The organism is Bacillus sp. PPSBB_2, assembly GCF_045291115.1.
In the GTDB taxonomy this organism is placed as follows: Bacteria; Bacillota; Bacilli; order Bacillales; family Bacillaceae_G; genus Bacillus_A; species Bacillus_A cereus.
In genome coordinates, this window is the sequence record NZ_CP147983.1 from 3586759 (window position 1) to 3607659 (window position 20901).

The following is a 20901-nucleotide window of genomic DNA, read 5'->3' on the forward strand; positions in this document are numbered from 1 at the left end:
GAGGGTGTTGCAAAACTCATAAATATCCAAAAATGAATGCATAAAGAAACCCGTTTTCCTGGAAGAATGATAGTATCCTAAAACTATCTCCAGAAAGGACGGATTTACTAGTATGATAACCAATTTTGATCAAAATCAATCCATTTTACAAATTTTATTTGCCTACGTAGACAGTTTAACCATTGGAGGCGTTCCGCCTATGACAGGCCGCCCACCCATCTGTAGAAAAGCTTTACTCAAATGTTTTTTTATAAAAACGGTATTCCAGATCAATTCATTACGTAAGTTAACTCGTTTTTTACATCAATATCCTTCATTTCGTGTATCTTGTGGCCTTTCGCTTGTTCCTCATATATCTACTTTTTCACGTGTAGGCACTTGGTTTCGCAACGAAGAAATTCCGTTGCTTCATAAACAAATTCTTCAAGAAAAGAATTTAGGGTTAATTCCGTGCGTTTTAATTGATAGTACAGCCTTACGGAGTAGTTTATATGATTCTCAAGCGAAATGGGGAAAATCTACTCGCTATGGTTGGTATAAGGGATATAAAACTCATGTCTGTTCTACACCAGAAGGTGTTATATTGTCGTATGCATTTACAACCGCAAATGTACATGATAGTAAAATAGCTCCTGCATTGCTTCGGGATATACAAAACCAAAATGTGTTATTTTCCGTTGCAGATGCCGCTTATGATAGTCAGCACATTCATGAAATTGCCGGAGCATGTGATATCTTTGCGATCAATCCAATTAACCCGCGTAATAGCGGACCAATCAAAAGTACACATCGTCGTGTAGTGTCTCATTTTCTACAAACTACCTTTGGCAAACAGTTGATGAAAGAGCGTGGAAAAATTGAACAACAGTTTAGTCATCTCAAAGATAAAGGGCTGGAACAGCCACGTTGGTATGGTCAAAATCGCTATCTATTGCATGTTCAGCTAGTTTTTCTGATTCATAACATTGCATATTTATTTTAGTTTTGCAACACCCTCAAAAATAATAAAAAGGTTCACTCCTCGTAAATATAGAATTACTTACTATGTTAATAAAAGAGGAGTGTACTTGCATGTTACATATTTTAAAACAACAATATAATCTTATTAGTGCTACAAGAGAAACTCTATTTTCGTTTTTGGAAGAAATCCCAGTAGAAAAATTACATAGCACAGTTTCTAATTTCGGAAGCGGTAGCATTATAAAGACTCATATTCATGTAGCCGATTGCTATCGATACTGGCTTGGATCATTCGCATTCAAGCAAAAAAGAGCAGATTTTTCATTTGCTAGCGATTACGAAATTGAGCATGCAGATGTGGAAAAAGTTCGCGCTAGATTTAAGTTAGTAGATGAGACTGTACAACGTTTTTTAGATGAATACAATGACCGTTGGCTCGAAAATATAGCAAATGAAGTGAAATGGCAAAAAGAACCTTGGAGCACAACTCCGCTATGGCTTTTAACTCATACGGAGACGCATGAATTTCACCATAAAGGACAAATTGTATCTATGGCTCGTCACCTTGGATATACTCCTCCTGATACAGACCTTAGTTAATACATTCGTGTTCATTTAAAAGCGGAATGAGCAGCAAGAATAATAGTATGATCAAAAAACTCGTTGATACATTTTGTTGTGTATAAAACTTTTATTATTTGTTTTAGGTATACCATACCATTATAAAATTCATGTAACATCGAATTAAGATTCATATTTTTTATGTAACTCATTGAAGAAAGTTTAAGTATTTATACATTCAATTACTAACTAAAGGAGAAAATTATAATGAGATTAGAGAGCGAAAGAATTTATTTAAGGCCTCTTTGTCAGCTAGATGCTCCTATTATATTAGAAAGTACAATGGATGATAAAATAAGATATATGACTGGAACTAAGTCCACTTTTTCATTGGAGCAAATTACAAAACATATAGATCATATAAATAATGATTCAAGTCGCTATGATTTCGCTATTTGTTTACAAAGTACTGACGAGATGATTGGAGAGTTGTCGATTTTAGATATCGATGAGGAGAACAAAAGAGCAGGATTCAGAATATCAATGATTTCAATAGCATTAACAGGACAAGGCTATGGAACTGAAGCTATTAAAATAGTTTTAAGTTTTACTTTTGAACAACTATCATTAAATCGTTTACAGTTAGAAGTATTTAGCCATAATTTACGCGGAATTAAAGCTTATGAAAAAGTTGGTTTTGTAAAAGAAGGAACCTTACGTCAATCTTTATTTTATAACGATACATACTCAGATGAAATTATTATGGCCATACTTAAAAGCGATTATATAGACAGACCTTTGTAAATGGATGTACTTAATCTATTAAACAATTTTAAAGAACCTTACCACAATAAAATGCAGTAAGGCTCTTTCTTTTTTTATATCAAATAACAGCTCTTAAAACATGTATAATCGTATCAATACCAAATAGTCTCCGCATAATTATATGCATCACTATTCGGAATGGCATGTTTCCCTTGTGCTTGTGCCTTTCTTGGATCTAAATCATATACCATTGGCGCATAGCATGATGTTTGCCCTTTATTTACAACACCATTTCCTCCAGCACTTCCGCAAGTGTATGCCTTTCCATCTGTTTTTCTAACAATCCTTGCATCAGCTTCATTATTATAAATTGCCAGGCGAGTTACAGTAACTTTCGCCCATGCTGTCTTACATGTCGTGCTAAATTTTAATTCTACATAAGAATTTGAATCAATCCACTTCTTTTCTTTCGTTACTGCGGATTGATCACAGCTATTATAATAAGGACTTTTCCCATCATATGAATGGTCTTCTGCGTATGCTTTATCATTGTTGGTCGTACTAAACACACTAGTTACGATGAGCAATGCCAGACAAAGACATGCGCTTACCTTTTTAAAAAGCTTCATAGAATTCCACTCCTTTATTAATAACGTCCAGTTTTCCCGTAGCCGTTATTAATCGTCACCGCTTCGGCATCAGCTGTATAACCAAAATCAGCAGTTAAATCAAACACCATTCCTGTATACGTACTCGTTTGTCCTGTTTTTATTGCTCCATTGCCACTATTAGAGTCTACTGATTTTTGGAATACACCATTTTTATATTTATTAATAACAGCGTAAGCATATACCCCTCCAGAAACAGAAGGAGCTGGTTGATCTAAAACAAGCTTAGACCATGCTGCATGACATTTATTACTGTAACGTAAATACACTGTTCCTACTTTTTTACTACCTTCATAAACTGCTGTAGACTTTGCATTAAATCCATCTGCATCACACGTCGTACTTCCCCCGTATACTTTCGTTGTTGCTGGATTTTTCCCGTCATAATAACTGCTTAAATCAGTAGCTGCAAATGTACTTCCTTGGAAACTAAATAATACACCTATACTTGCCGCACTTAACACGCATACTTTCATTAACTTTTTAAACATTTTAAATTCCCCCTCAAAATGATTATATATACTAAAGACAACCTATACTGCTATGTAAGCCCTCCTTTCACGTTTCCTAGATGCATCTTACAGAAACGAATAAATGTTGTAAATTCCCTTATGATTATTGGAATATACGAAGGGCTTTACTTATCCTTGTAAGAAAAAAAGTTGAGAAATACAAATTTTATAGCATCCTTTATTTAAAACATAAAAGAACCGATACTTGTTATATTCAAGCATCGGTTCTTTATACAAAATTGCCATTGTTTCTTTTATATAAAATAAATATTTCTCCACTTAATCCGTTGTAAAAAATCCCCTCGTTACATCAATAAATTGCTGCAGTGGTGCTGTCATCCATTTATCTTTATGCCAAGCAATTTGTGTATAAATTGGAGATATTGTTTCGTTTAACATTAACTCCTTTAACGTCCCTTCCCGTATATCTTTTTCTACTACTATCGCTGGTAAAACGGCTATACCTAAATCTGCAATAACACATTGTTTAATTGCTTCAACACTAACAAACTCAATTTTATTTGCTGGATATACATCTTCCCCGCGAAATAGCTCTTCAAATAAAGTCCGATACGAGCAGCCTAATTCTGTTAGTAAAAGTGTTTCACTCTCTAAATCTTTTATAGAAACTGAAGGTTGTTCAAGTAAACGGTGCCCTGGAGCAGCTACTACTTTTAATTCTTCTTTCATAAGTGGTTCCACATGTAAAACATCTTCTGTTTTACACTCATCCAAAATAAATGCAAGATCTACTTTCCCCTCCATCAATTGTTCCTTCGCATCTTTATTGGAGTGTGCTGGTTTAAATATAAGTTTTATTTTTGGGAATTGTATTTTAAACCTCTTTAATATAGAAGGCAGTCTGTATGTACATTGACTTTCTTGTGCACCAATTATTAACGTACCTGCTATTTCTTCATCATCTTTCACAGCCATTTTCGCTTCGTTACTGAGTGCAATCAGCTTGTCGGCATATAGTTGAAACTTCCTACCTGCTTCAGTTAAGAAAAGACGTTTCCCTAATCTCTCAAATAGTGGTGTACCGAGCTCAGCCTCTAATGTTTTAATTTGTGCTGTAACGCTCGATTGGGCAAAGTTTAATTTCTTCGCAGTTTGTGTAAAGTTCAAAGTATGTGCCGCTACTTTAAATGTAATTAACTGTTTTATTTCCATTTATCATCCCTCTTTTCAATCGATATTTTCGATTGATTCCATCGAAATAATCCTCTTTGTCTATTGATATTTGTATTGTATGATAAAGAACATCTATAAACAATATAAATGGAGGTATTCCATATGAAAGCACTTTGTTTCGAAACATTCGGAGACGCTAATGTTCTACACTATAAAGAAATACACGATCCAATCATAAGTCCAAATGAAATTCTTGTCCGCACGAAAGCAATCGGATTAAACTTCGCTGATATTTATAGACGCCGCGGCGATTATCATCTTGCTGGCAATCCGCCTTATGTATTAGGTTATGAAGGAGCTGGAATTGTTGAAAAAGTAGGAGCTGACGTTACTACTATCAACCTAGGAGACCGTATTGCATTTGCGGACGTCCCATTTGCAAATGCAGAACTAGTTGCCGTTCCATCTGAAAAAGTAATCCCACTACCAGATTCTATTTCTTTTGAAACAGCCGCTTCTGTCTTATTACAAGGATTAACTGCACATTATTTAACGCACGATAGCTATCAACTAAAACAAGGTGATATAGCTTTAGTACACGCTGCAGCTGGTGGCGTCGGTCAACTTCTGATTCAAATGATTAAACTACAGGGCGGAACAGTAATTGGTCTTACATCATCAAAAGAAAAAGCAAAGATAGCTACATTAGCTGGTGCCGATCACGTATTTTTATATAACGAAGAATGGCATACGAAAGTACTTGAAATGACTAATGGAACTGGAGTAAATCTTGTATATGAATCAGTAGGTTCTACATTAGAGGAAAGTTTTAACGCTACTAAAATTGGCGGTACTGTCGTATTTTACGGAATGGCTGGTGGTAATCCTGCTCCAGTTGATCCACGTATGCTTATGGATACTTCAAAAACTTTAACTGGCGGAGACCTTTGGAACGTTCTTACCACTTATGAAGAACGTAAAAAACGATCTACTCAATTATTCGATTGGATCGCAACTGGAAAATTAAACATTTCAAATCCTACTACATTCTCTTTACAAGACGGTGCTCTTGCTCATGAATTATTAGAGAGCCGTAAAAGCACAGGGAAGATTTTATTAATCCCATAATTCACAAAATGAAAAGGAAGCTAGATTTCTCTACCTTCCTTTTCTTATTTCTATTTGAGATTTAATTATATTTCCACACTTTCTTTCCCTTTTGCAACATAACTCATATCTCCAACCGACTCGACTGTATATGTTCCATCTTGATATACAATCTTCGTCACACTAGCATTTTCCACCCCAAGTTTTGTTTTGCTACTGTCTAACATTTCTATTAAGGTAGTAATCAAAAGCCCATGAACGACAACTAAAACGTTACCACCACCATTTCCAGCAGCTTCTTCACTAATTTTATCTATCTCAGCTTTTATACGAGTAGAAAATAATTCCCAATCTTCCGCCTGTTTTGTAGGATCTGCTACTCTAATAAGATTAATCACTTCTTGAATAGAAAACTTCATAAGTTCTTCTGGTGATGCAACGCCTGCAGCTTTTCCAACCACATCCCACATATTCTCAAGTTTTTCACCTTCAAAAATACCGAAATTTAATTCTCGCAAATCTTTTCTTTGCTCAAGTTTTAATTTTGATTGCTCACTATATTTTAATACTAAATTAGCAGTTTCAATCGCTCGGCCGCTATCACTACTATACGCATTCATAAAATGAATATCTTTTAATCCTGTTCCTAAATTTGTGGCAACTTCAACACCTTTTTCTACTAATGGAGAATCAGCCCAACCTTGCGCGCGATGATTCGTATTTAATATTGTTTTACCGTGTCTTGTAACATATAACGTAACTGCATTCTCATTGCTATCTGTTTCTCGCTTATTCATTTCATTCTCTCCCTTTACGTTTCTATATCAATTTTACCACCTCAATTATTCATTGAGCAAAATATACGTCAGTAGATCCGCTTAATAAAAAAAGCTATCTTTCTGTATATCCATACAAAAAGATAGCATCTTTTATGATTACATTTCTTAACCGTTACTCCTACTCAGCAAAAGCACTCGAATATTGTACAATTCCTTCTACACCTAGAAGAGCATTTTCTGTTAATTCCTTTATCATAAATACCTCTTCAGGCACTTCAAACGGTGCTTTTACATTCCACTCACTTGCTTTCTTAAAACCAAATTTCGGGTAGTACTCTGGATGTCCTAATACTACAACTGATCCGTATCCAAGTTCTTTCGCTTTTTCTAAAGCAGCCGTAATCAGTTTTCCACCAATTCCTTTCTTCTGATGGCCCCTAGCAACTGAAACTGGTGCAAGTGCTAACGATTCTACAGAAGTTCCACATTGTTCTATTGTAATTTTCGATAACATAATGTGACCAACTATATCTTCATCTACCGCAACAATTGATAACTCCGGAACAAACGCGTCACATTCTCTAATACGTTTTACAAGTTCATGTTCTGTTTTATCACTAAATTCTTCCTTTAAAAATGCTTCTTTTACGACTTCTTCTGTTTTTCTATAATCATTTTTTTGTTCTTGTCTAATCGTTACCATTTTAACTTATCCTCTATTCTTTCTTATTTCTTTTTGAATTTTACGAAGTGCTTTTTTCGATCCGCGCTCAATATCGTGTTGCATTTTTCTTTCTTTATAATCAACAAATAGTGTATTTAAATCGTATCCTTCTGGATATAACTCCTTCGCTGCTACTTCTAAAGTAATACGTTTCACATTTACTTCAACGAATTCACCGTTATAATATACAACAACGTTATAAAAATTATCTTTTTCCTTATAGATGATACCAAAATCATCATGATCCAATAAATTAACACGATCTCCGATTTTGTACTCATAATGAGATTCTCTTTTTTCTTGTACAAATTTCGGTTTTCTAATTTTACTTTCATTCACTTTTTCTAAAGCGTACTCTTTATTTCCCATATACTCTTTCGCTCTTTTCAGCACATGTTCTTTTACGCTCATTTTATTCGCAATCCAAAGTGCATTACTTTCTCCTGATTTTCCGATAACTAATTTATAAAGCGGATCTAACGTTTCACTATTAAATTGCATCGCTGCATTCATAAAGTCATCGTGCATTTCTGAGAATCGTTTAATTTCTCCGTAATGCGTACTCGCAACGGTAATACATCCTGCAAGGTACAACTCTTCTAAAATAGATATTGCAAGTGCTGCACCTTCATTCGGTTCTGTACCGCTCCCTATTTCATCAAATAAAAGTAACGTATTATTATTTGACATCCTCATAATCTCAGAAAGATTTTTCATATGAGATGAAAATGTACTTAGTGCGTTTTCGATACTTTGATTATCACCAATATCTACAAATACATTTTCAAAAATAGCGATTTCTGTCCCTTTATCTCCTGCAATATGAAGACCTGACATTGTAGCTAATGTTAACAATCCAATTGTTTTTAACACAATTGTCTTTCCGCCCGCATTCGGCCCTGTAATAATTAAACTACGATACTCTTGACCAATTTTAAAATTTAAGGGTACAACTTGCCCTGTTAAAAGCGGATGCTTACAATTCACTAAATGAATGTAGCCATGATCATTTAACTTCGGTTCTATTCCATCAATCGATTTACTAAACTTCGCTTTCGCAAATACCATATCATACTGACTAATTAGCTCCATGTTAATCTTTATACTATAAATATTTTCTAATACCATCCCTGATAAAGTCGCTAAAATTTGATATTCTTCAACCGCTTCTTCTGCTTTCAAACCTGCTAGTTCTGCATTCAATTTCGTAACCGTATGCGGTTCTATAAATACAGTAGAACCTTTTGCCGAGGCTTCAATAATACTTCCGGCAACTTGGTTTTTATAGGAAGATTTAATTGGAATCGTATAACGGTCATCCTTTTTACTAATAAAGAATTCCTGAATGAATTTCTTATTTGCACTACTATTTAAAAACTTCGTTAAACGTTCTTTTATTTTCCCATCTACAGAATCGATATTATTTCGAATTCGTTTTAACTCTTTACTTGCAGCTGCATCAATACTATTTCCTTTAATTGAAAAGTTAATTTCCTCTTCAATACTTTTATATTCAGTCATTGAATTTGCATAAGAAGCTAATACTGGTGCAAAAAATTCTTTATCTAACATAAACTTTTTAATCTTTCTACATCCACGTAAAAAGTCTGAAACACTCACTAATTCTTCTGGATCTAAAATCATACCTTTTTCTAATTTTTGAATTGTACTAGCAATATTAGAAATGCCGAAGAAAGGAACATGCCCTTCTGCATCTAATATAGCTCGTGCTTCTGTCGTTTCATTCAACCGATTTCTCACTACTTTTATACTCGTACTCGGCTCTAATTTGTTTAATAATTCCTTACCTAATCCACTTACACAATAAGATTTCACTATATCCTTTAATTCGTTATATTGTAACTTTTCAAAAGTCATCGTATTCATTTTGTTTCTCCTCACTATGATTGATTTTTATCATAAATGAAGATACCTACTCATTAGATTCCAATGAGTCATATATAAAATTCCATAATTATACAATAAAAACATATACAAAAAAGCTGCGGGGATACCGCAGCTTTTACATTTACAAGGCATGTGTAATAACATATGAGGAAATAAGCCATAAAAAATAGATGGCAGTCCCTTATTACACGCTTTATAAAGTATTGTAGGTATCTTCATAGGTTTTGAAATAAATGCATGACAAAATTAGGGGTATGATGTACATAAAAATCCCCTGGTCTTATCCGATTTATTTCATTAAATTTTTCCTATTTAATACCTACCGCACTCACAAAAAGCACCTCTCATTAAGTTATATTATAGTCATTGAAATCTAATTTATTGAAATCATCATACTATATGTTACGTGAGAAGTAAAGGTGTCATACTTTTATAACTATACAGAATGTAAAAAGGAAGAGGAAAACTTATATTTCAGTCTACCTCTTCTTTTTCATCACCAAATTACTGCTGAACATATATGGAAACTGATCCTCCACTTACTTGGAATTGCCCCCATCCGTCCTTATTAATTGTTACAGTATTTGTTTGATTACCCGTAATATCGTACCATACTTCCCCTGCGTTATTCTTTCCAACATCCATCCACTTCGCCCCTCCTGGTCCATCAGAGATTAATGTTGCTAAACCAGAATTAGCATGTACACTATCACCTTCTCTTGTCCAGCCAATCACATCTGGATGATCAAAATAATCCCGCTGCGTACCATATGCAAAGTTTTTTCGTGCCGTCAAAATCGGATCAATTTTGTCCTTTAACGCTGGAATTTCATAGTTACTATTTCCTTTTGTACCATAGTAATCACCATAGAAAACAGAAGGATACCCCTCTGCACGCGTTAAAATAAATGCATATGCCAACGGTTTGAACCAAGGGCTCACTACAGATTCCAATGACTGACCAGGCTGTGAATCATGATTTTCAACTAGAGTAACCGCAAGTGTAGGATGATTCGCAACTACCGTTCCTTTTAAAATATTTCTCATATCATAATTCCCATTTCCTGTTGAAGCATAGTGAAAATTATAATGAAGTGGTGCATCGAACACAGATTGATTATAATTAACCTTCGCTAAATAATTATTTAAAGTCTGGATATCATTTTGCCAATATTCAGCTACTGTAAACATTTCTTTCCCTGTTTGCTGTCTAACGTGATTTACCCAATCGCGCAAATATTCATGATCAATATGTTTAACAGCATCTAAACGAAAACCATCTAAATTTAATTCATTCGCATACCACGTTCCCCATTTTTTCATTTCATTCGCAACATCTGGATGATCAAAATCAAGATCCGCATACATCAAATAATCATAATTCCCATTCTCGCTAGACACTTCCCAGTCCCATGCTTTACCTATGCCCCTAAATTTATAAATTCGGTTTAATTTCCTTCCTTCATCCCAATCCGTTCCGTCAAAATGATACCATTTCCATTTGAAATTAGAATAAGAATCTCCACGCCCTGGAAAGTTAAATCCCGTCCACGCACTAATTTCATAATCACCTGATACTTCATTATTTCGATTGCTCGGGTCTACCTCAACTGCTGTGACAGTTTCTGTATAATCAGCCCCACCTTTATGATTCATAACTACATCACCGTATACATCGATGTTTTTCTTATGTAAAGCGTCAATTGCAGATTTCAATTGTGCTTTCGTCCCATATTTCGTCCGCACTGTTCCCTTTTGATTGAATTCCCCCAAATCATATAAATCATATGCTCCATATCCTACGTCATTTTGCGTAGTTCCTTTATATGCAGGTGGTATCCAAACAGATGTAATTCCTTTTTCCGCTAAATTTTCAGCATCAGTACGCAAACGATTCCAATGATTCCCATCATTCGGAGCATACCACTCAAAATACTGCATTAACGTTCCATTGTTAACTGTGTCTGCATATGCTTTACTCCCCTCATATATACTAGGTAAAAACATAACAAATGACAATCCGACTATTGTTATTCTTTTAAACATATGTACACCATCCCCTTCCAAGAAAACGTTTGCATGGTTTATCAGAATTATTATAATATTCGTCCCACCGTTAGTAAAGTAGCAATCTCTCACTCTCCCATATTATTTTTAATCTAATTTCAAATATTCAACGTAGTTTTCATTTCACATCCTATTCAAGATTGTTTACAATTTACCTATAAAAGCATAACGGAGGGATTTCGATGACAGACTTTCAAAAACAATTTTTCGCACGATTACATATAGAAGAAAAAGACACAGTTTCATTTGAAGATTTATCTAACATTATGTACGCAATGGCACAAACTGTTCCTTTTGAAAACTTAAATATTCTCGAAAAGAATTTTAAAGAAATATCAAAAGAAAATTTGAAAGAGAAAATTTTAGTAAATAACCGTGGCGGTCTTTGTTATGAACTCAATCCTACTATGTATTACTTCCTGAAAGATTCTGGATTCGATGTTCATCTCGTTTCAGGAACAGTTTATAACGCTGCAAACTCCATATGGGCTGTTGATTCTGGCCATATCGCAACCGTTTTAACACATCAGAATGAACTTTATTTAATTGAAGTAGGATTCGGATCATACTTACCTCTTGCCCCTGTCCCTTTCTCAGGTGAAGTCATTCACTCTGTTACAGGAGATTATCGTATTCGTAAAGAAATGACCGAAAAGGGAAACTACATTTTAGAGATGCGGAAAAACAATGAGTTCTTGGATCAATCTTCTGCTGATGATTGGACGTTAGGCTATGCATTTTATATAGAAGAAGTGGATGAAGAAAAAGCAAATATAGCACAAAAAATTATCGTTGAACATGAAGGATCACCCTTTAATAAAGTACCTCTTATTGTAAAACTAACTGAAGATGGGCATGCCTCTTTAACGAAAGATAGCCTTACAGTAGCGAAAAATGGTAAAAAAACGAAAGAAACCGTTACAGACATGCAATATACAAACCTTTTACATTCAAAATTCGGAATTACACTATAAGTATGTAAGCCTTGTTATTTTAGCAAGGCTTTTCAATTTTCAGCAGGGATTTTTTGCAATTTGTTGTATTTCATAGTTATATAGAAATATAACTACATGTTTAGAAAGGAAATGATTATGACAGAACTTAAAGATCGATTACAAGTAGCTGATATAGAAAAATGGGATTTAACAGACATTTACCATACAATTGAAGATTGGGAAAGTGATTTTCATAAAATTGAAGTATTAACGAAGGAATTACACGAGTTTAATGGCAATATTCACAATGGCAATAGTTTATTAGCTTATTTAACGAAGAGTGAAGAAATTTCTAGCATAATATCTTTAATGTTCGCTTATGCACGATTACAATCTGACCTTGATACACGCGATACTGACGCGCAATCTCTTGTCGATAAAGTATCACAATTACACGTGAAAGTAAGTGCAGCGAAATCTTTCTTTTCCCCCTTCTTACTTAGCATAGACGAAAACACATTACATTCTTATATAGAAGATACAGAAGGCTTACAATATTATAAAGAAGACTTATTTGAATTATATCGTTATAAAAAACACGTATTGAATAAGGACCAAGAAGCAATTTTATCACAAATGGGTGAAGCTCTTTCTTCTCCACAGCACACATTTGGTATGTTAAATAATGCAGATATATTATTTGGTGAAGTGACGACTGACGATGGAGAAAAAGTGAACTTAACACGCGGAATGTATGCAAAGTTAATAGAAGATACGAATCGTGAAAAGCGTAAAGAAGCTTATAAAGCATATTACAAACCATATGTTCAGTTAAAGAATTCCATCGCATCTACTTTATCCGCTGCTATTAAAAATAATGTTACTGTTTCGAAATTAAGAAACTATCCATCAGCGCTAGAGAAATCATTATTTGGCGATATGGTTCCGAAAGAAGTATACGAAAACCTAATTGATACAACGAAAAAAAACATTCAAACATTACATACATACAATGAAATTCGAAAAGAAAAATTAAACGTAGATGAACTAAGACAATACGACTTAGGCGTCGATTTAGTAGAAGGTGCAAAACAAGACATCCCATATAGTGAAGCATTTGACATTATGATTGCATCACTAGCTCCTTTAGGAGAAGAATATATTGAGACATTAAAAAGTTTTAAAGATAAAAGATATATAGACGTAAGAGAAACACCAGGAAAACGTTCTGGTGCTTATAACTTTGGTGTATACGGCGTTCATCCTTTCATTCTTTTAAATCATCACGATGATTTAAACAGCCTGTTCACTCTTACTCATGAATGCGGTCACGGTATGCATACGCACTATTCACATGGATACCAACCAAGAATTTCTGCACATTATTCTATCTTTGTCGCAGAAGTCGCTTCTACAGTAAATGAAGTGTTATTAATTCACTATTTATTAAAAGAAGCAAAAGATACGGACGTGCGTAACCATTTAATTAACCATTTTATTGAGAAATTTAAAGGTACTTTCTTTACACAAATTATGTTTGCAGAATTTGAAAAAATCACACATGAAATGGCTGAACAAGGTAAACCATTAAATGCACAAGTCTTCAGTGAAATTTATGAAAAGCTATTTAAAGAATATAACGGTGATTCACTTGTATTTGATGAAGAAGTAAAATACGGATGGGCTAGAATCCCTCATTTCTATCGCCCGTTTTACGTATACAAATATGCAACTGGATTCGCATCTGCCATTCAAATCGCTGATAAACTATTAAGTGATGATCCGAATGCTCAGAAAAATTATATTGAATTCCTGAAAGGTGGAAGTTCTGACTATCCACTAAACCTATTGAAAAAAGCTGGTGTTGATTTAACTACGCCAGAACCGATTGAAAGTGCATTGAAACAATTCACTCAACTTGTTGAGGAGTTTTCAACATTATAAAAAGCATGCAGAGTATATGCTCTGCATGCTTTTTATTTGAATTACTCTATTCTATATGCTGCTGCGTCACACAATGAATCATACCACCGTATGCATACAATTCGTTAACATATATACCGACAATTCTTCTCCCTGGAAATTGACCTTCAATGATTTGAAGCCCTAATTTATCATGTTCATCACCGTATATAGGTACCAATACAACTTCATTACCAATGTAAAAATTTAAGTACGATCCTTTACAATCTGCTTCTTTTACCAATTTTCTTGTTACTGGTACTGGAATGAGCTGAAATGGCTTGCCATCTATATTTCTTGCTTGTCGCAATTCTTGATAATGCTTTTCGTACGCCTCCAAAAGATATGACTCTCCTTCACCGAAAGGATCATATTCATACAATATCGTATTTTCATTTACAAACCGTGCTGCGCCATCAATATGATAATCCGTATCTTCATCATAATTATCTTCTCCACGTATACCAGTTATCCATATAAAATTTGTTACTCCTAAATATTTCGTTAACTCCATTTCAATCTATTTTCGTAACTAAAAAACAAATTTGTGTCACATACTCTTCTGCTAAACAATCACATTCAGATCCCTTTATATAAACCTCATATGGCGAATTAATTATCACATACCCATTTCTTTCAATCCATTCTTCTAACGCTATATAAGCGTAACCTATATAGTCGTAACTTCCATAATGCATAGTAGTAACGATATGATGTGGACTTAGTTGTTTCATTTCATACTCTTGTGCTACGTCTTCATCATTCCCCTGCATAACCGGAATTCTTAACTCAATATCACTGTTACTTGGAATATATTCTTCATCATAAAAGACTGCAGATGGAGAACCGACTATTTGAAAGTTATTTTTTTGTACCTCTTCATATAAGTCATAAAAATAATCATCCATATCATCTATATCTATTTTTACTCTTTGAGTAATTAGCGTTACTTCGTTCCTCATTCCCATTAATATATCGTAACTTCTATGACGAGCAATATTTAGACTACTATTCACCTTTACCATTTCATTCATTTCTGAAATAACCTGTAAATTTTGCTTCACTTCATGAGACAACTCGATAATTTGTGATTGTATATGTTGAACAAACGAATCTTGATCTGATGACTGCAAAACAATTTTAATTTTTGGAAGAGGAAATTTATACTCCCTTAACTTTTTGATTTTCAACGCTACTTCCAGCTGCTCTTGTTCATAATATCTATACCCATTAACCGGATTCACATATGCCGGTTTTAATATCTCCTCTTTGTCATAATGTCTTAACATCCGCGTACTCATTTTACAAATCCGAGAAAACTCAGCGATGGTATACATATCAATACTCCTTGAATAGATTTTCTTTTCATTACTTATTTATTAAAACCAATCAAAAATCTTCTTCATTGAAAAATCTCCATTCTGATTTTTCAATCTTCTCATTTTTGAAGGTAACAAATGACTTGGACAATACCATGTTAAACAATTCATTGCGCCTCCCATTGTTGATATTTCTCCTACATGAATTTGAATAACTTGTTTCTCCGTATACTGTTGAATATAACGTAAAACTTCCTCATCTTTAGCTAGTCCAAACTTAGGAACATAAAGAGCATCACATGATTCTAACATATTTATATACAACCCTTTTGCCGATGCTATCTCTTGATCATATTGTCCTTTCTCTGTATATGATGAGGGAACAACTATAAATTCAGCTTCTGGCATTTGTTCTTGAATAATCTCTTGAACACTATATCTAAATTCATGATCCCCTAAAAAATCACTAATAAACATTGTATGTTCATCAATAAATTTAACCATTCCGTCTGCGTGTGCTAGTACATCCCCTTCTTCAGCAGGAATAATAATAACTCGGCTCACATCTAAATCCCATTCTAACTGCTCAATAATTTCCTCTTCTGTCCAATCATCGTTATCATCAAATATGCGTTCTGTTAATATTACAGTATCTTTTTTATTCCAAATAAGATTACCGCCATCTAATATTAATGGGGATTTTTCATATTCAAAGTCATTCTTTTTCAACCATTTATTAAATTGTTGATCTAAATATCGCCCTTGATCATCTAGTAAATAATTTGGTCGATATTTAAATTTAACTAGATGATTTGTGACAACCGGTGCAACATCTCTTAGCCAAATATCATCATACTCAAAACAGCTCGTATGAAAGTCTTGTTCTTCAGCAGATAAAGATATAAGTTGATCCGCAATTGATTTCTTTTCATTTAAACATTCATTAAAGTAAATCAAGTCTTCATAAAATGGTTGATAATATTCATTTGATTCGTCTGGTATTGCAGTAAAAATAATTCCATTATGTTTTTGTTCCATATTATTTACCTCGCTTTTTAATAGTAGTTACATAATTGATTTCACAAAGCCAACTAATCCTCAATTCATGTCTTTTTCATTCCAACTCATGCAACATGTACATTTCATGAATGGATTATAGCATGGAGGAATATTATATATTTATATAAAAAATATAAAGCTGACGTTAAGCCTTAAATTGACTCTTGACAAGTTTTTAAATAACCTATTTTAAAACAACAATAAATGATTAAATGATTTTTTTATCAAGATTCAAACCCATTACTTCTAATAGATCATTTTGATTATATAGATTCACCAAATGCGCTTCTACTCCTATACAAATTCCTTCTAGCGGAAGATCATTTGGATCCTGACCAAAGGGATCTTCAATTTCAACCCCTATTGCTTCAATACCTATGAATGCAAAACTTATAAATGTAAACTATTTTGATTATTGTAATGAATCATATTTACAAAAACCTCTTTCTCTATTAACCTTTTATTCTTTTAAATCATGAAAGTATACAATTAAATAATAGAATCATAAACCCTATCATTATGAGGCTGGTTAAGATTATTTCTTTCAATACCGTTACTCCTTTTTTGCAAAAAGATAAAATATCTTATTTAATTCAACAACAAATGTCACTATTCTAAATCCCGACGCATCATTTTAGAATTCGCAATGAACAATGCACTAATTAATACAAAGATTGCACAGGCATATAACAATAAATCTAACGGACTATCGTGATCTATAATGATGAGACGCACAATAGCTGTTATACCTATATATATAAAATATCGTAATGGAAAATGAAAATTCATTTGAAAATACTTTATAATCATTACGATGAATTCAAAGTACAAAAAGAATACAACGATACTATCAATTAAATGATAACTAGATTCATTACTATCCAATTTCATTTCTTGTATAAACTGAATGACTTCTTTCATAAGAAACACACTTAGAACAACCCCTAAGCAAATTAAAGCTACATTTAAAATGTACTGCAAAACGATAGGGAAATACGAAAACACTATTTTAAAATTCTTTAACACAAACATTTTTCTCCTTTACCATATAAAACGAAAAGCGAACATACACTATAATTCATTCATCATTATATTGAATTTTATTATTATAAATAATAAGGAACGACAAAATAGGTAATAAGATTCCACCTATTTTGTCTATATAGCAGAACAACGAAATTACAATCAATTACTTCAATGCAATGGGTTGTTGTTGTGTCACACAATGAATCGTACCTCCGTTTTTATACAACTCTCTCACATCAATACCGACTACTTTACGATCTGGGTATAACTTCTGAATCGTATCGTTTGCAATTTTATCATTCGGATCATTATAATTAGGCACTAATACAACTGTATTTCCGATATAATAATTGATATACGCCCCCTTATAATCGAGAGTTTTTCCATTTTCTAAAGCAACCTTTTCTTTACTAAGCGGCAAGTATTCATACTTATATTTCTGTCCTGAAGCATTTTTTGCATCTAACAATGTATCCATATCTTTATTAGATAAACCCCATTCGGCTAGGTCATCTTCTTTCATCGTTACAATAGTAGATTTATTATGGAATTTAGCAAATCCATCAATATGAAAGTCCGTAATATCTAAATTAGGTACTCCGTCTAACCAAATAAAGTTTGATACCCCAAGGTCACTTATATATTTTTCAATTTCCTTTTCTGATAAATCAGGATTTCTATTTTTATTCGTTACTGCACTTCGAGTTAATAACGCAGTCCCATTGCTGTCTAATTCAATTGCGCCGCCTTCAAGGACAAATTTCCCCCAATCAACTCTTTCAATTCCTGATTGTTTACTAACATTCTTACGTATTTGAGCATCATTTTTATAAGGTGTTTTCTTCCCCCAACCATTAAATGCTGGATCTAATATTTTGAGATTTTTATTGCTGTCATAAACAAAAATTGGTCCACTGTCCCTTGCCCATACATCATCAGTAGGCGCGATAAAGAAATCAATCTTCTCCATATTCAACCCTTCATCTGTTAAAAGGTTATTGATTCTTTCTTTTTCTTCCTGGTCATATGCAACAATGTGGACTTTCTCACCCTCAGTTAAAGCACTTGCCATCTTAACCCAAATAGGTTCAACTTCCTTCTTATACTCTTCACCATATGTGTATTCATGTGGCCATTGCAGCCATGTACCTTCATGTTTATCTTTTTCATCTGGCATCGTATATTTCCCAGCATTTTTCTGTACCTCTACTTTTTCCCCTTCTTTCCCTTTAACATTTTCATTGTTACCCTCAAAAGAGCATCCACTAATAATTGTTGTAGATAATGTAGCTATTAAACAAAACTTTATTGCTTTTTTCATTTTTTCAACCTCCTGTTCTTGTCTCCAATAATATAAAGCTTCACATAGTGTGAATCTCAAGCTTTTTTATCAATGTAAAAATTACCAATTTTTCTTTGCATTACTTAGCATTTAACTACCTATTTAGATTTATTCATATGTCAATCACCTTTCTTACCTATTGATCCCGCTATTTATGAGCAGTAAGACCCTCACCTCAAAATTCAGCGGAAGCAAAAAAGTTAGGTGGGGGCCCTGCTGTCCGTAAAAGCCCGATTGATGAGGGCTTCTACTCAGTGGGGATGAACAAAGCCCCTCCACTGAATAAAGTTTCACTTTATTCAGTAAGTAAAACTTTACAAAATAAAAAAATCGGTATTGATAATTACATATCAATACCGATTTTTTATAATTATTTTCCTTCTATTAAATCATTCGCCATTTTCCTGAATTCTTGATTAAATGCGTCATTCATACCATTTTGGACGTTAGAAAATAATATGACAAACGTTCGTTTATCCCAGTTAAAATTATTAAAAGTGTTCCAGCCAGCTAATACACCGTGGTTATGATAATAATCTGGGTAAATATAGAAACTAAATCCATATTTTCTTGCAGGTGATGCAGAAAACATATCTGATACACTTTGTTTAGAAAGTAGTTTACCATCCATAATAGCTTCATCTAACTTTTTCATATCTTCAACAGTCGTATACATTTCACCACAACCATACAGCCAGTTCATTTTTAAGCGCGGCGTGGCTATTAACTTATTATCTTTTTTCGTATACCCTTCTGCTAAGAAAATATCTTCTGGAAGTGTTGCGCCCATTCCAGATTCATTCATTTCAACGGGAGTCAAAATATTTTCTTTCACATATTCAGCAAGTGGTTTATTCGATATTTTTTCTACAATATATGCAAGCACCATATAATTATAATCTGTATATTTCCATCCTGTCCCTGCTGGAAATTGTAACGTTTGTGCCCCAATCCACGTTACTAATTTTAACCGTGATGCTGCGTCAACACTACCTTGTCCCTGTTCTGGTAATCCAGACGTATGTGTTAACAAGTTTCGTAACGTAATATTTTTATCTGCTGGAAACGATGGGATATATTTATTTACATTGTCTTCAATGTTCAACTTCCCTTTTTCTTTTAGTTGCATAATAGATATTGCAACAACTGTTTTCGTAATAGAACCAATGCGATATTTCGTTCTTGGCGTTGTTAATACTTGATCTTTCACATTCGCATAACCGTAGCCTTTTCGTAAAATCACATGACCTTTACTTGCTACAAGAACACTTCCATTAAATCCTTTATCTTTTAAGTACTGATCTAGTTTTCCAGCTGCAATTTCATAACGCTTTTTCTCATTCGCATCAATTTCCTGCTTAACATCTTTTTGCTTACTATTTACATTAGAAAATGCCTTTGCATCATATTTTTTTCCTTTATTTGCATGTATTAGTGTAACAATACTTCCACAAAAAACTGCAAAAATAAAGAAAACGATTAACCATTTCTTTAACATACTAGGAACCCTCTTTTATCTAGTTTCACTTAACGTACATCCATTCTATTTTATATCTTTTAATTATCAAGTATATTATAATATTATTTAATATTCACTCTGTTAAAACTAGATTCCTTTTTCTCATTTTCAATTTTGACTACTCTCTATTGTATTTCTTTCTTGCAAAATTTCCAACATACAATCGGATGCATTACACTACAATTTCAAATTCTTTTGTAACATTTGTTACATACTAAAAAGAATGGAGATGTAATATGAAAAACACCGATAAACGCAATCGTTTAGATGATAAGATGTTTCATTATCGGATAACAAAAAATAACATGGTATTAATTGAATATTACGGAAAACAGATTATGGTATTAAAAGGAAATGATGCTGAAAAATTTTTAAATAAAATAAATCATGCAAATAACGATAAAGAAAAACAGCTAATTATGGCTAAAATTACAGGTAATTTCAAAAGAGGTAATGAACGAAATTGAAAACGAATCTCATTTCCATTTTGATTATACAACAAATAAAAAAAGAAATGTCGCTCATTCAACATTTCTTTAGACTTTCTTCATAAA

19 protein-coding genes and 2 pseudogenes are annotated in these 20901 nt (G+C 33.3%); 7 read left to right on the forward strand and 14 right to left on the reverse strand.

Features of this window, described 5'->3' with window-relative positions:
• The first annotated feature begins 112 nt into the window (after window positions 1-112).
• The 3 genes from V6946_RS17775 to V6946_RS17785 all read left to right on the forward strand — a co-directional run bounded on the left by V6946_RS17775 (window position 113) and on the right by V6946_RS17785 (window position 2325).
• Entirely contained in the window at window positions 113-982 is an 870-nt protein-coding gene (locus V6946_RS17775; protein ID WP_023520903.1) for an ISNCY family transposase, read from the forward strand.
• Between the two features lie 89 nt (window positions 983-1071).
• A complete protein-coding gene (locus V6946_RS17780) occupies window positions 1072-1560 on the forward strand; it encodes a DinB family protein (RefSeq protein WP_006925360.1) in 489 nt (162 codons plus the stop codon).
• 228 nt (window positions 1561-1788) lie between these two features.
• Window positions 1789-2325, forward strand: a complete 537-nt coding sequence (locus V6946_RS17785; protein WP_006925364.1) for a GNAT family N-acetyltransferase — start codon at window positions 1789-1791, stop codon at window positions 2323-2325.
• Window positions 2326-2438: 113 nt separating this feature from the next.
• On the opposite strand, the gene V6946_RS17790 is transcribed toward V6946_RS17785, so the two are convergent.
• The 3 genes from V6946_RS17790 to V6946_RS17800 all read right to left on the reverse strand — a co-directional run bounded on the left by V6946_RS17790 (window position 2439) and on the right by V6946_RS17800 (window position 4639).
• Window positions 2439-2915 carry a DUF2690 domain-containing protein gene (locus V6946_RS17790; RefSeq protein WP_006925366.1) on the reverse strand — a complete coding sequence of 159 codons (477 nt, stop codon included), beginning with the start codon at window positions 2913-2915 and terminating at the stop codon, window positions 2439-2441.
• A 17-nt stretch (window positions 2916-2932) separates the two neighbouring features.
• Complete coding sequence (locus tag V6946_RS17795) at window positions 2933-3445, reverse strand: DUF2690 domain-containing protein (protein ID WP_044307094.1); 513 nt, start codon at window positions 3443-3445, stop codon at window positions 2933-2935.
• A 300-nt stretch (window positions 3446-3745) separates the two neighbouring features.
• Complete coding sequence (locus V6946_RS17800; protein WP_006925376.1) at window positions 3746-4639, reverse strand: LysR family transcriptional regulator; 894 nt, start codon at window positions 4637-4639, stop codon at window positions 3746-3748.
• Window positions 4640-4762: 123 nt separating this feature from the next.
• Between V6946_RS17800 and V6946_RS17805 the strand changes: the two genes are divergently transcribed.
• Complete coding sequence (locus tag V6946_RS17805) at window positions 4763-5728, forward strand: quinone oxidoreductase (RefSeq protein ID WP_000645266.1); 966 nt, start codon at window positions 4763-4765, stop codon at window positions 5726-5728.
• 65 nt (window positions 5729-5793) lie between these two features.
• Here V6946_RS17805 and V6946_RS17810 read toward each other — a convergent pair whose 3' ends face one another.
• The 4 genes from V6946_RS17810 to amyS form a co-directional block, all read right to left on the reverse strand.
• A complete protein-coding gene (locus V6946_RS17810) occupies window positions 5794-6504 on the reverse strand; it encodes a histidine phosphatase family protein (RefSeq protein ID WP_001042044.1) in 711 nt (236 codons plus the stop codon).
• A 160-nt stretch (window positions 6505-6664) separates the two neighbouring features.
• On the reverse strand, window positions 6665-7189 hold the full coding sequence (locus tag V6946_RS17815) for a GNAT family N-acetyltransferase (protein ID WP_006925380.1): 525 nt from the start codon (window positions 7187-7189) through the stop codon (window positions 6665-6667).
• A gap of 6 nt (window positions 7190-7195) precedes the next feature.
• Complete coding sequence (locus V6946_RS17820; RefSeq protein ID WP_061113217.1) at window positions 7196-9097, reverse strand: endonuclease MutS2; 1902 nt, start codon at window positions 9095-9097, stop codon at window positions 7196-7198.
• 525 nt (window positions 9098-9622) lie between these two features.
• Complete coding sequence (gene amyS / locus V6946_RS17825) at window positions 9623-11164, reverse strand: alpha-amylase (protein ID WP_006925383.1); 1542 nt, start codon at window positions 11162-11164, stop codon at window positions 9623-9625.
• A 203-nt stretch (window positions 11165-11367) separates the two neighbouring features.
• On the opposite strand from amyS, the gene V6946_RS17830 reads away from it, so the two are divergent.
• A complete protein-coding gene (locus V6946_RS17830; protein WP_006925385.1) occupies window positions 11368-12159 on the forward strand; it encodes an arylamine N-acetyltransferase in 792 nt (263 codons plus the stop codon).
• A 117-nt stretch (window positions 12160-12276) separates the two neighbouring features.
• Window positions 12277-14064 carry an oligoendopeptidase F gene (gene pepF, locus V6946_RS17835; protein ID WP_006925387.1) on the forward strand — a complete coding sequence of 596 codons (1788 nt, stop codon included), beginning with the start codon at window positions 12277-12279 and terminating at the stop codon, window positions 14062-14064.
• A 46-nt stretch (window positions 14065-14110) separates the two neighbouring features.
• Here the strand turns inward: pepF and V6946_RS17840 are convergent.
• From V6946_RS17840 to V6946_RS17870, 7 genes and pseudogenes are all read right to left on the reverse strand, one after another.
• A pseudogene (locus V6946_RS17840) lies at window positions 14111-14602 on the reverse strand (agmatine deiminase family protein); the annotation flags it as partial.
• Entirely contained in the window at window positions 14598-15419 is an 822-nt protein-coding gene (locus V6946_RS17845) for a MerR family transcriptional regulator (RefSeq protein ID WP_006925389.1), read from the reverse strand. The pseudogene V6946_RS17840 and the gene V6946_RS17845, both read right to left, overlap by 5 nt.
• Window positions 15420-15461: 42 nt before the next feature.
• A complete protein-coding gene (locus V6946_RS17850; RefSeq protein WP_366981765.1) occupies window positions 15462-16439 on the reverse strand; it encodes an agmatine deiminase family protein in 978 nt (325 codons plus the stop codon).
• 229 nt (window positions 16440-16668) lie between these two features.
• Window positions 16669-16860: pseudogene (locus V6946_RS17855) on the reverse strand (bestrophin family ion channel); the annotation flags it as partial.
• Window positions 16861-17069: 209 nt separating this feature from the next.
• The gene (psiE, locus tag V6946_RS17860; RefSeq protein ID WP_006923430.1) at window positions 17070-17486 is read right to left on the reverse strand and encodes a phosphate-starvation-inducible protein PsiE; all 417 of its coding nucleotides are present in this window, start codon (window positions 17484-17486) and stop codon (window positions 17070-17072) included.
• Between the two features lie 163 nt (window positions 17487-17649).
• On the reverse strand, window positions 17650-18807 hold the full coding sequence (locus V6946_RS17865) for an agmatine deiminase family protein (RefSeq protein WP_366981766.1): 1158 nt from the start codon (window positions 18805-18807) through the stop codon (window positions 17650-17652).
• A 391-nt stretch (window positions 18808-19198) separates the two neighbouring features.
• On the reverse strand, window positions 19199-20326 hold the full coding sequence (locus V6946_RS17870; protein WP_000915192.1) for a serine hydrolase: 1128 nt from the start codon (window positions 20324-20326) through the stop codon (window positions 19199-19201).
• A gap of 257 nt (window positions 20327-20583) precedes the next feature.
• On the opposite strand from V6946_RS17870, the gene V6946_RS17875 reads away from it, so the two are divergent.
• A complete protein-coding gene (locus V6946_RS17875; RefSeq protein WP_000798794.1) occupies window positions 20584-20814 on the forward strand; it encodes a hypothetical protein in 231 nt (76 codons plus the stop codon).
• Window positions 20815-20901: the final 87 nt, after the last annotated feature.

Bases quoted from the DNA above. Each gene is read 5' to 3' on its own strand.
- V6946_RS17865 (WP_366981766.1), bottom strand. From the start codon at position 18,807: ATGAAAAAAGCAATAAAGTTTTGTTTAATAGCTACATTATCTACAACA.
- V6946_RS17830 (WP_006925385.1), top strand. From the start codon at position 11,368: ATGACAGACTTTCAAAAACAATTTTTCGCACGATTACATATAGAAGAA.
- V6946_RS17870 (WP_000915192.1), bottom strand. From the start codon at position 20,326: ATGTTAAAGAAATGGTTAATCGTTTTCTTTATTTTTGCAGTTTTTTGT.
- pepF (WP_006925387.1), top strand. From the start codon at position 12,277: ATGACAGAACTTAAAGATCGATTACAAGTAGCTGATATAGAAAAATGG.
- V6946_RS17805 (WP_000645266.1), top strand. From the start codon at position 4,763: ATGAAAGCACTTTGTTTCGAAACATTCGGAGACGCTAATGTTCTACAC.
- V6946_RS17820 (WP_061113217.1), bottom strand. From the start codon at position 9,097: ATGAATACGATGACTTTTGAAAAGTTACAATATAACGAATTAAAGGAT.
- V6946_RS17815 (WP_006925380.1), bottom strand. From the start codon at position 7,189: ATGGTAACGATTAGACAAGAACAAAAAAATGATTATAGAAAAACAGAA.
- V6946_RS17780 (WP_006925360.1), top strand. From the start codon at position 1,072: ATGTTACATATTTTAAAACAACAATATAATCTTATTAGTGCTACAAGA.
- V6946_RS17875 (WP_000798794.1), top strand. From the start codon at position 20,584: ATGAAAAACACCGATAAACGCAATCGTTTAGATGATAAGATGTTTCAT.
- V6946_RS17810 (WP_001042044.1), bottom strand. From the start codon at position 6,504: ATGAATAAGCGAGAAACAGATAGCAATGAGAATGCAGTTACGTTATAT.
- amyS (WP_006925383.1), bottom strand. From the start codon at position 11,164: ATGTTTAAAAGAATAACAATAGTCGGATTGTCATTTGTTATGTTTTTA.
- V6946_RS17785 (WP_006925364.1), top strand. From the start codon at position 1,789: ATGAGATTAGAGAGCGAAAGAATTTATTTAAGGCCTCTTTGTCAGCTA.
- V6946_RS17850 (WP_366981765.1), bottom strand. From the start codon at position 16,439: ATGGAACAAAAACATAATGGAATTATTTTTACTGCAATACCAGACGAA.
- V6946_RS17775 (WP_023520903.1), top strand. From the start codon at position 113: ATGATAACCAATTTTGATCAAAATCAATCCATTTTACAAATTTTATTT.
- V6946_RS17795 (WP_044307094.1), bottom strand. From the start codon at position 3,445: ATGTTTAAAAAGTTAATGAAAGTATGCGTGTTAAGTGCGGCAAGTATA.
- V6946_RS17800 (WP_006925376.1), bottom strand. From the start codon at position 4,639: ATGGAAATAAAACAGTTAATTACATTTAAAGTAGCGGCACATACTTTG.
- V6946_RS17845 (WP_006925389.1), bottom strand. From the start codon at position 15,419: ATGTATACCATCGCTGAGTTTTCTCGGATTTGTAAAATGAGTACGCGG.
- V6946_RS17790 (WP_006925366.1), bottom strand. From the start codon at position 2,915: ATGAAGCTTTTTAAAAAGGTAAGCGCATGTCTTTGTCTGGCATTGCTC.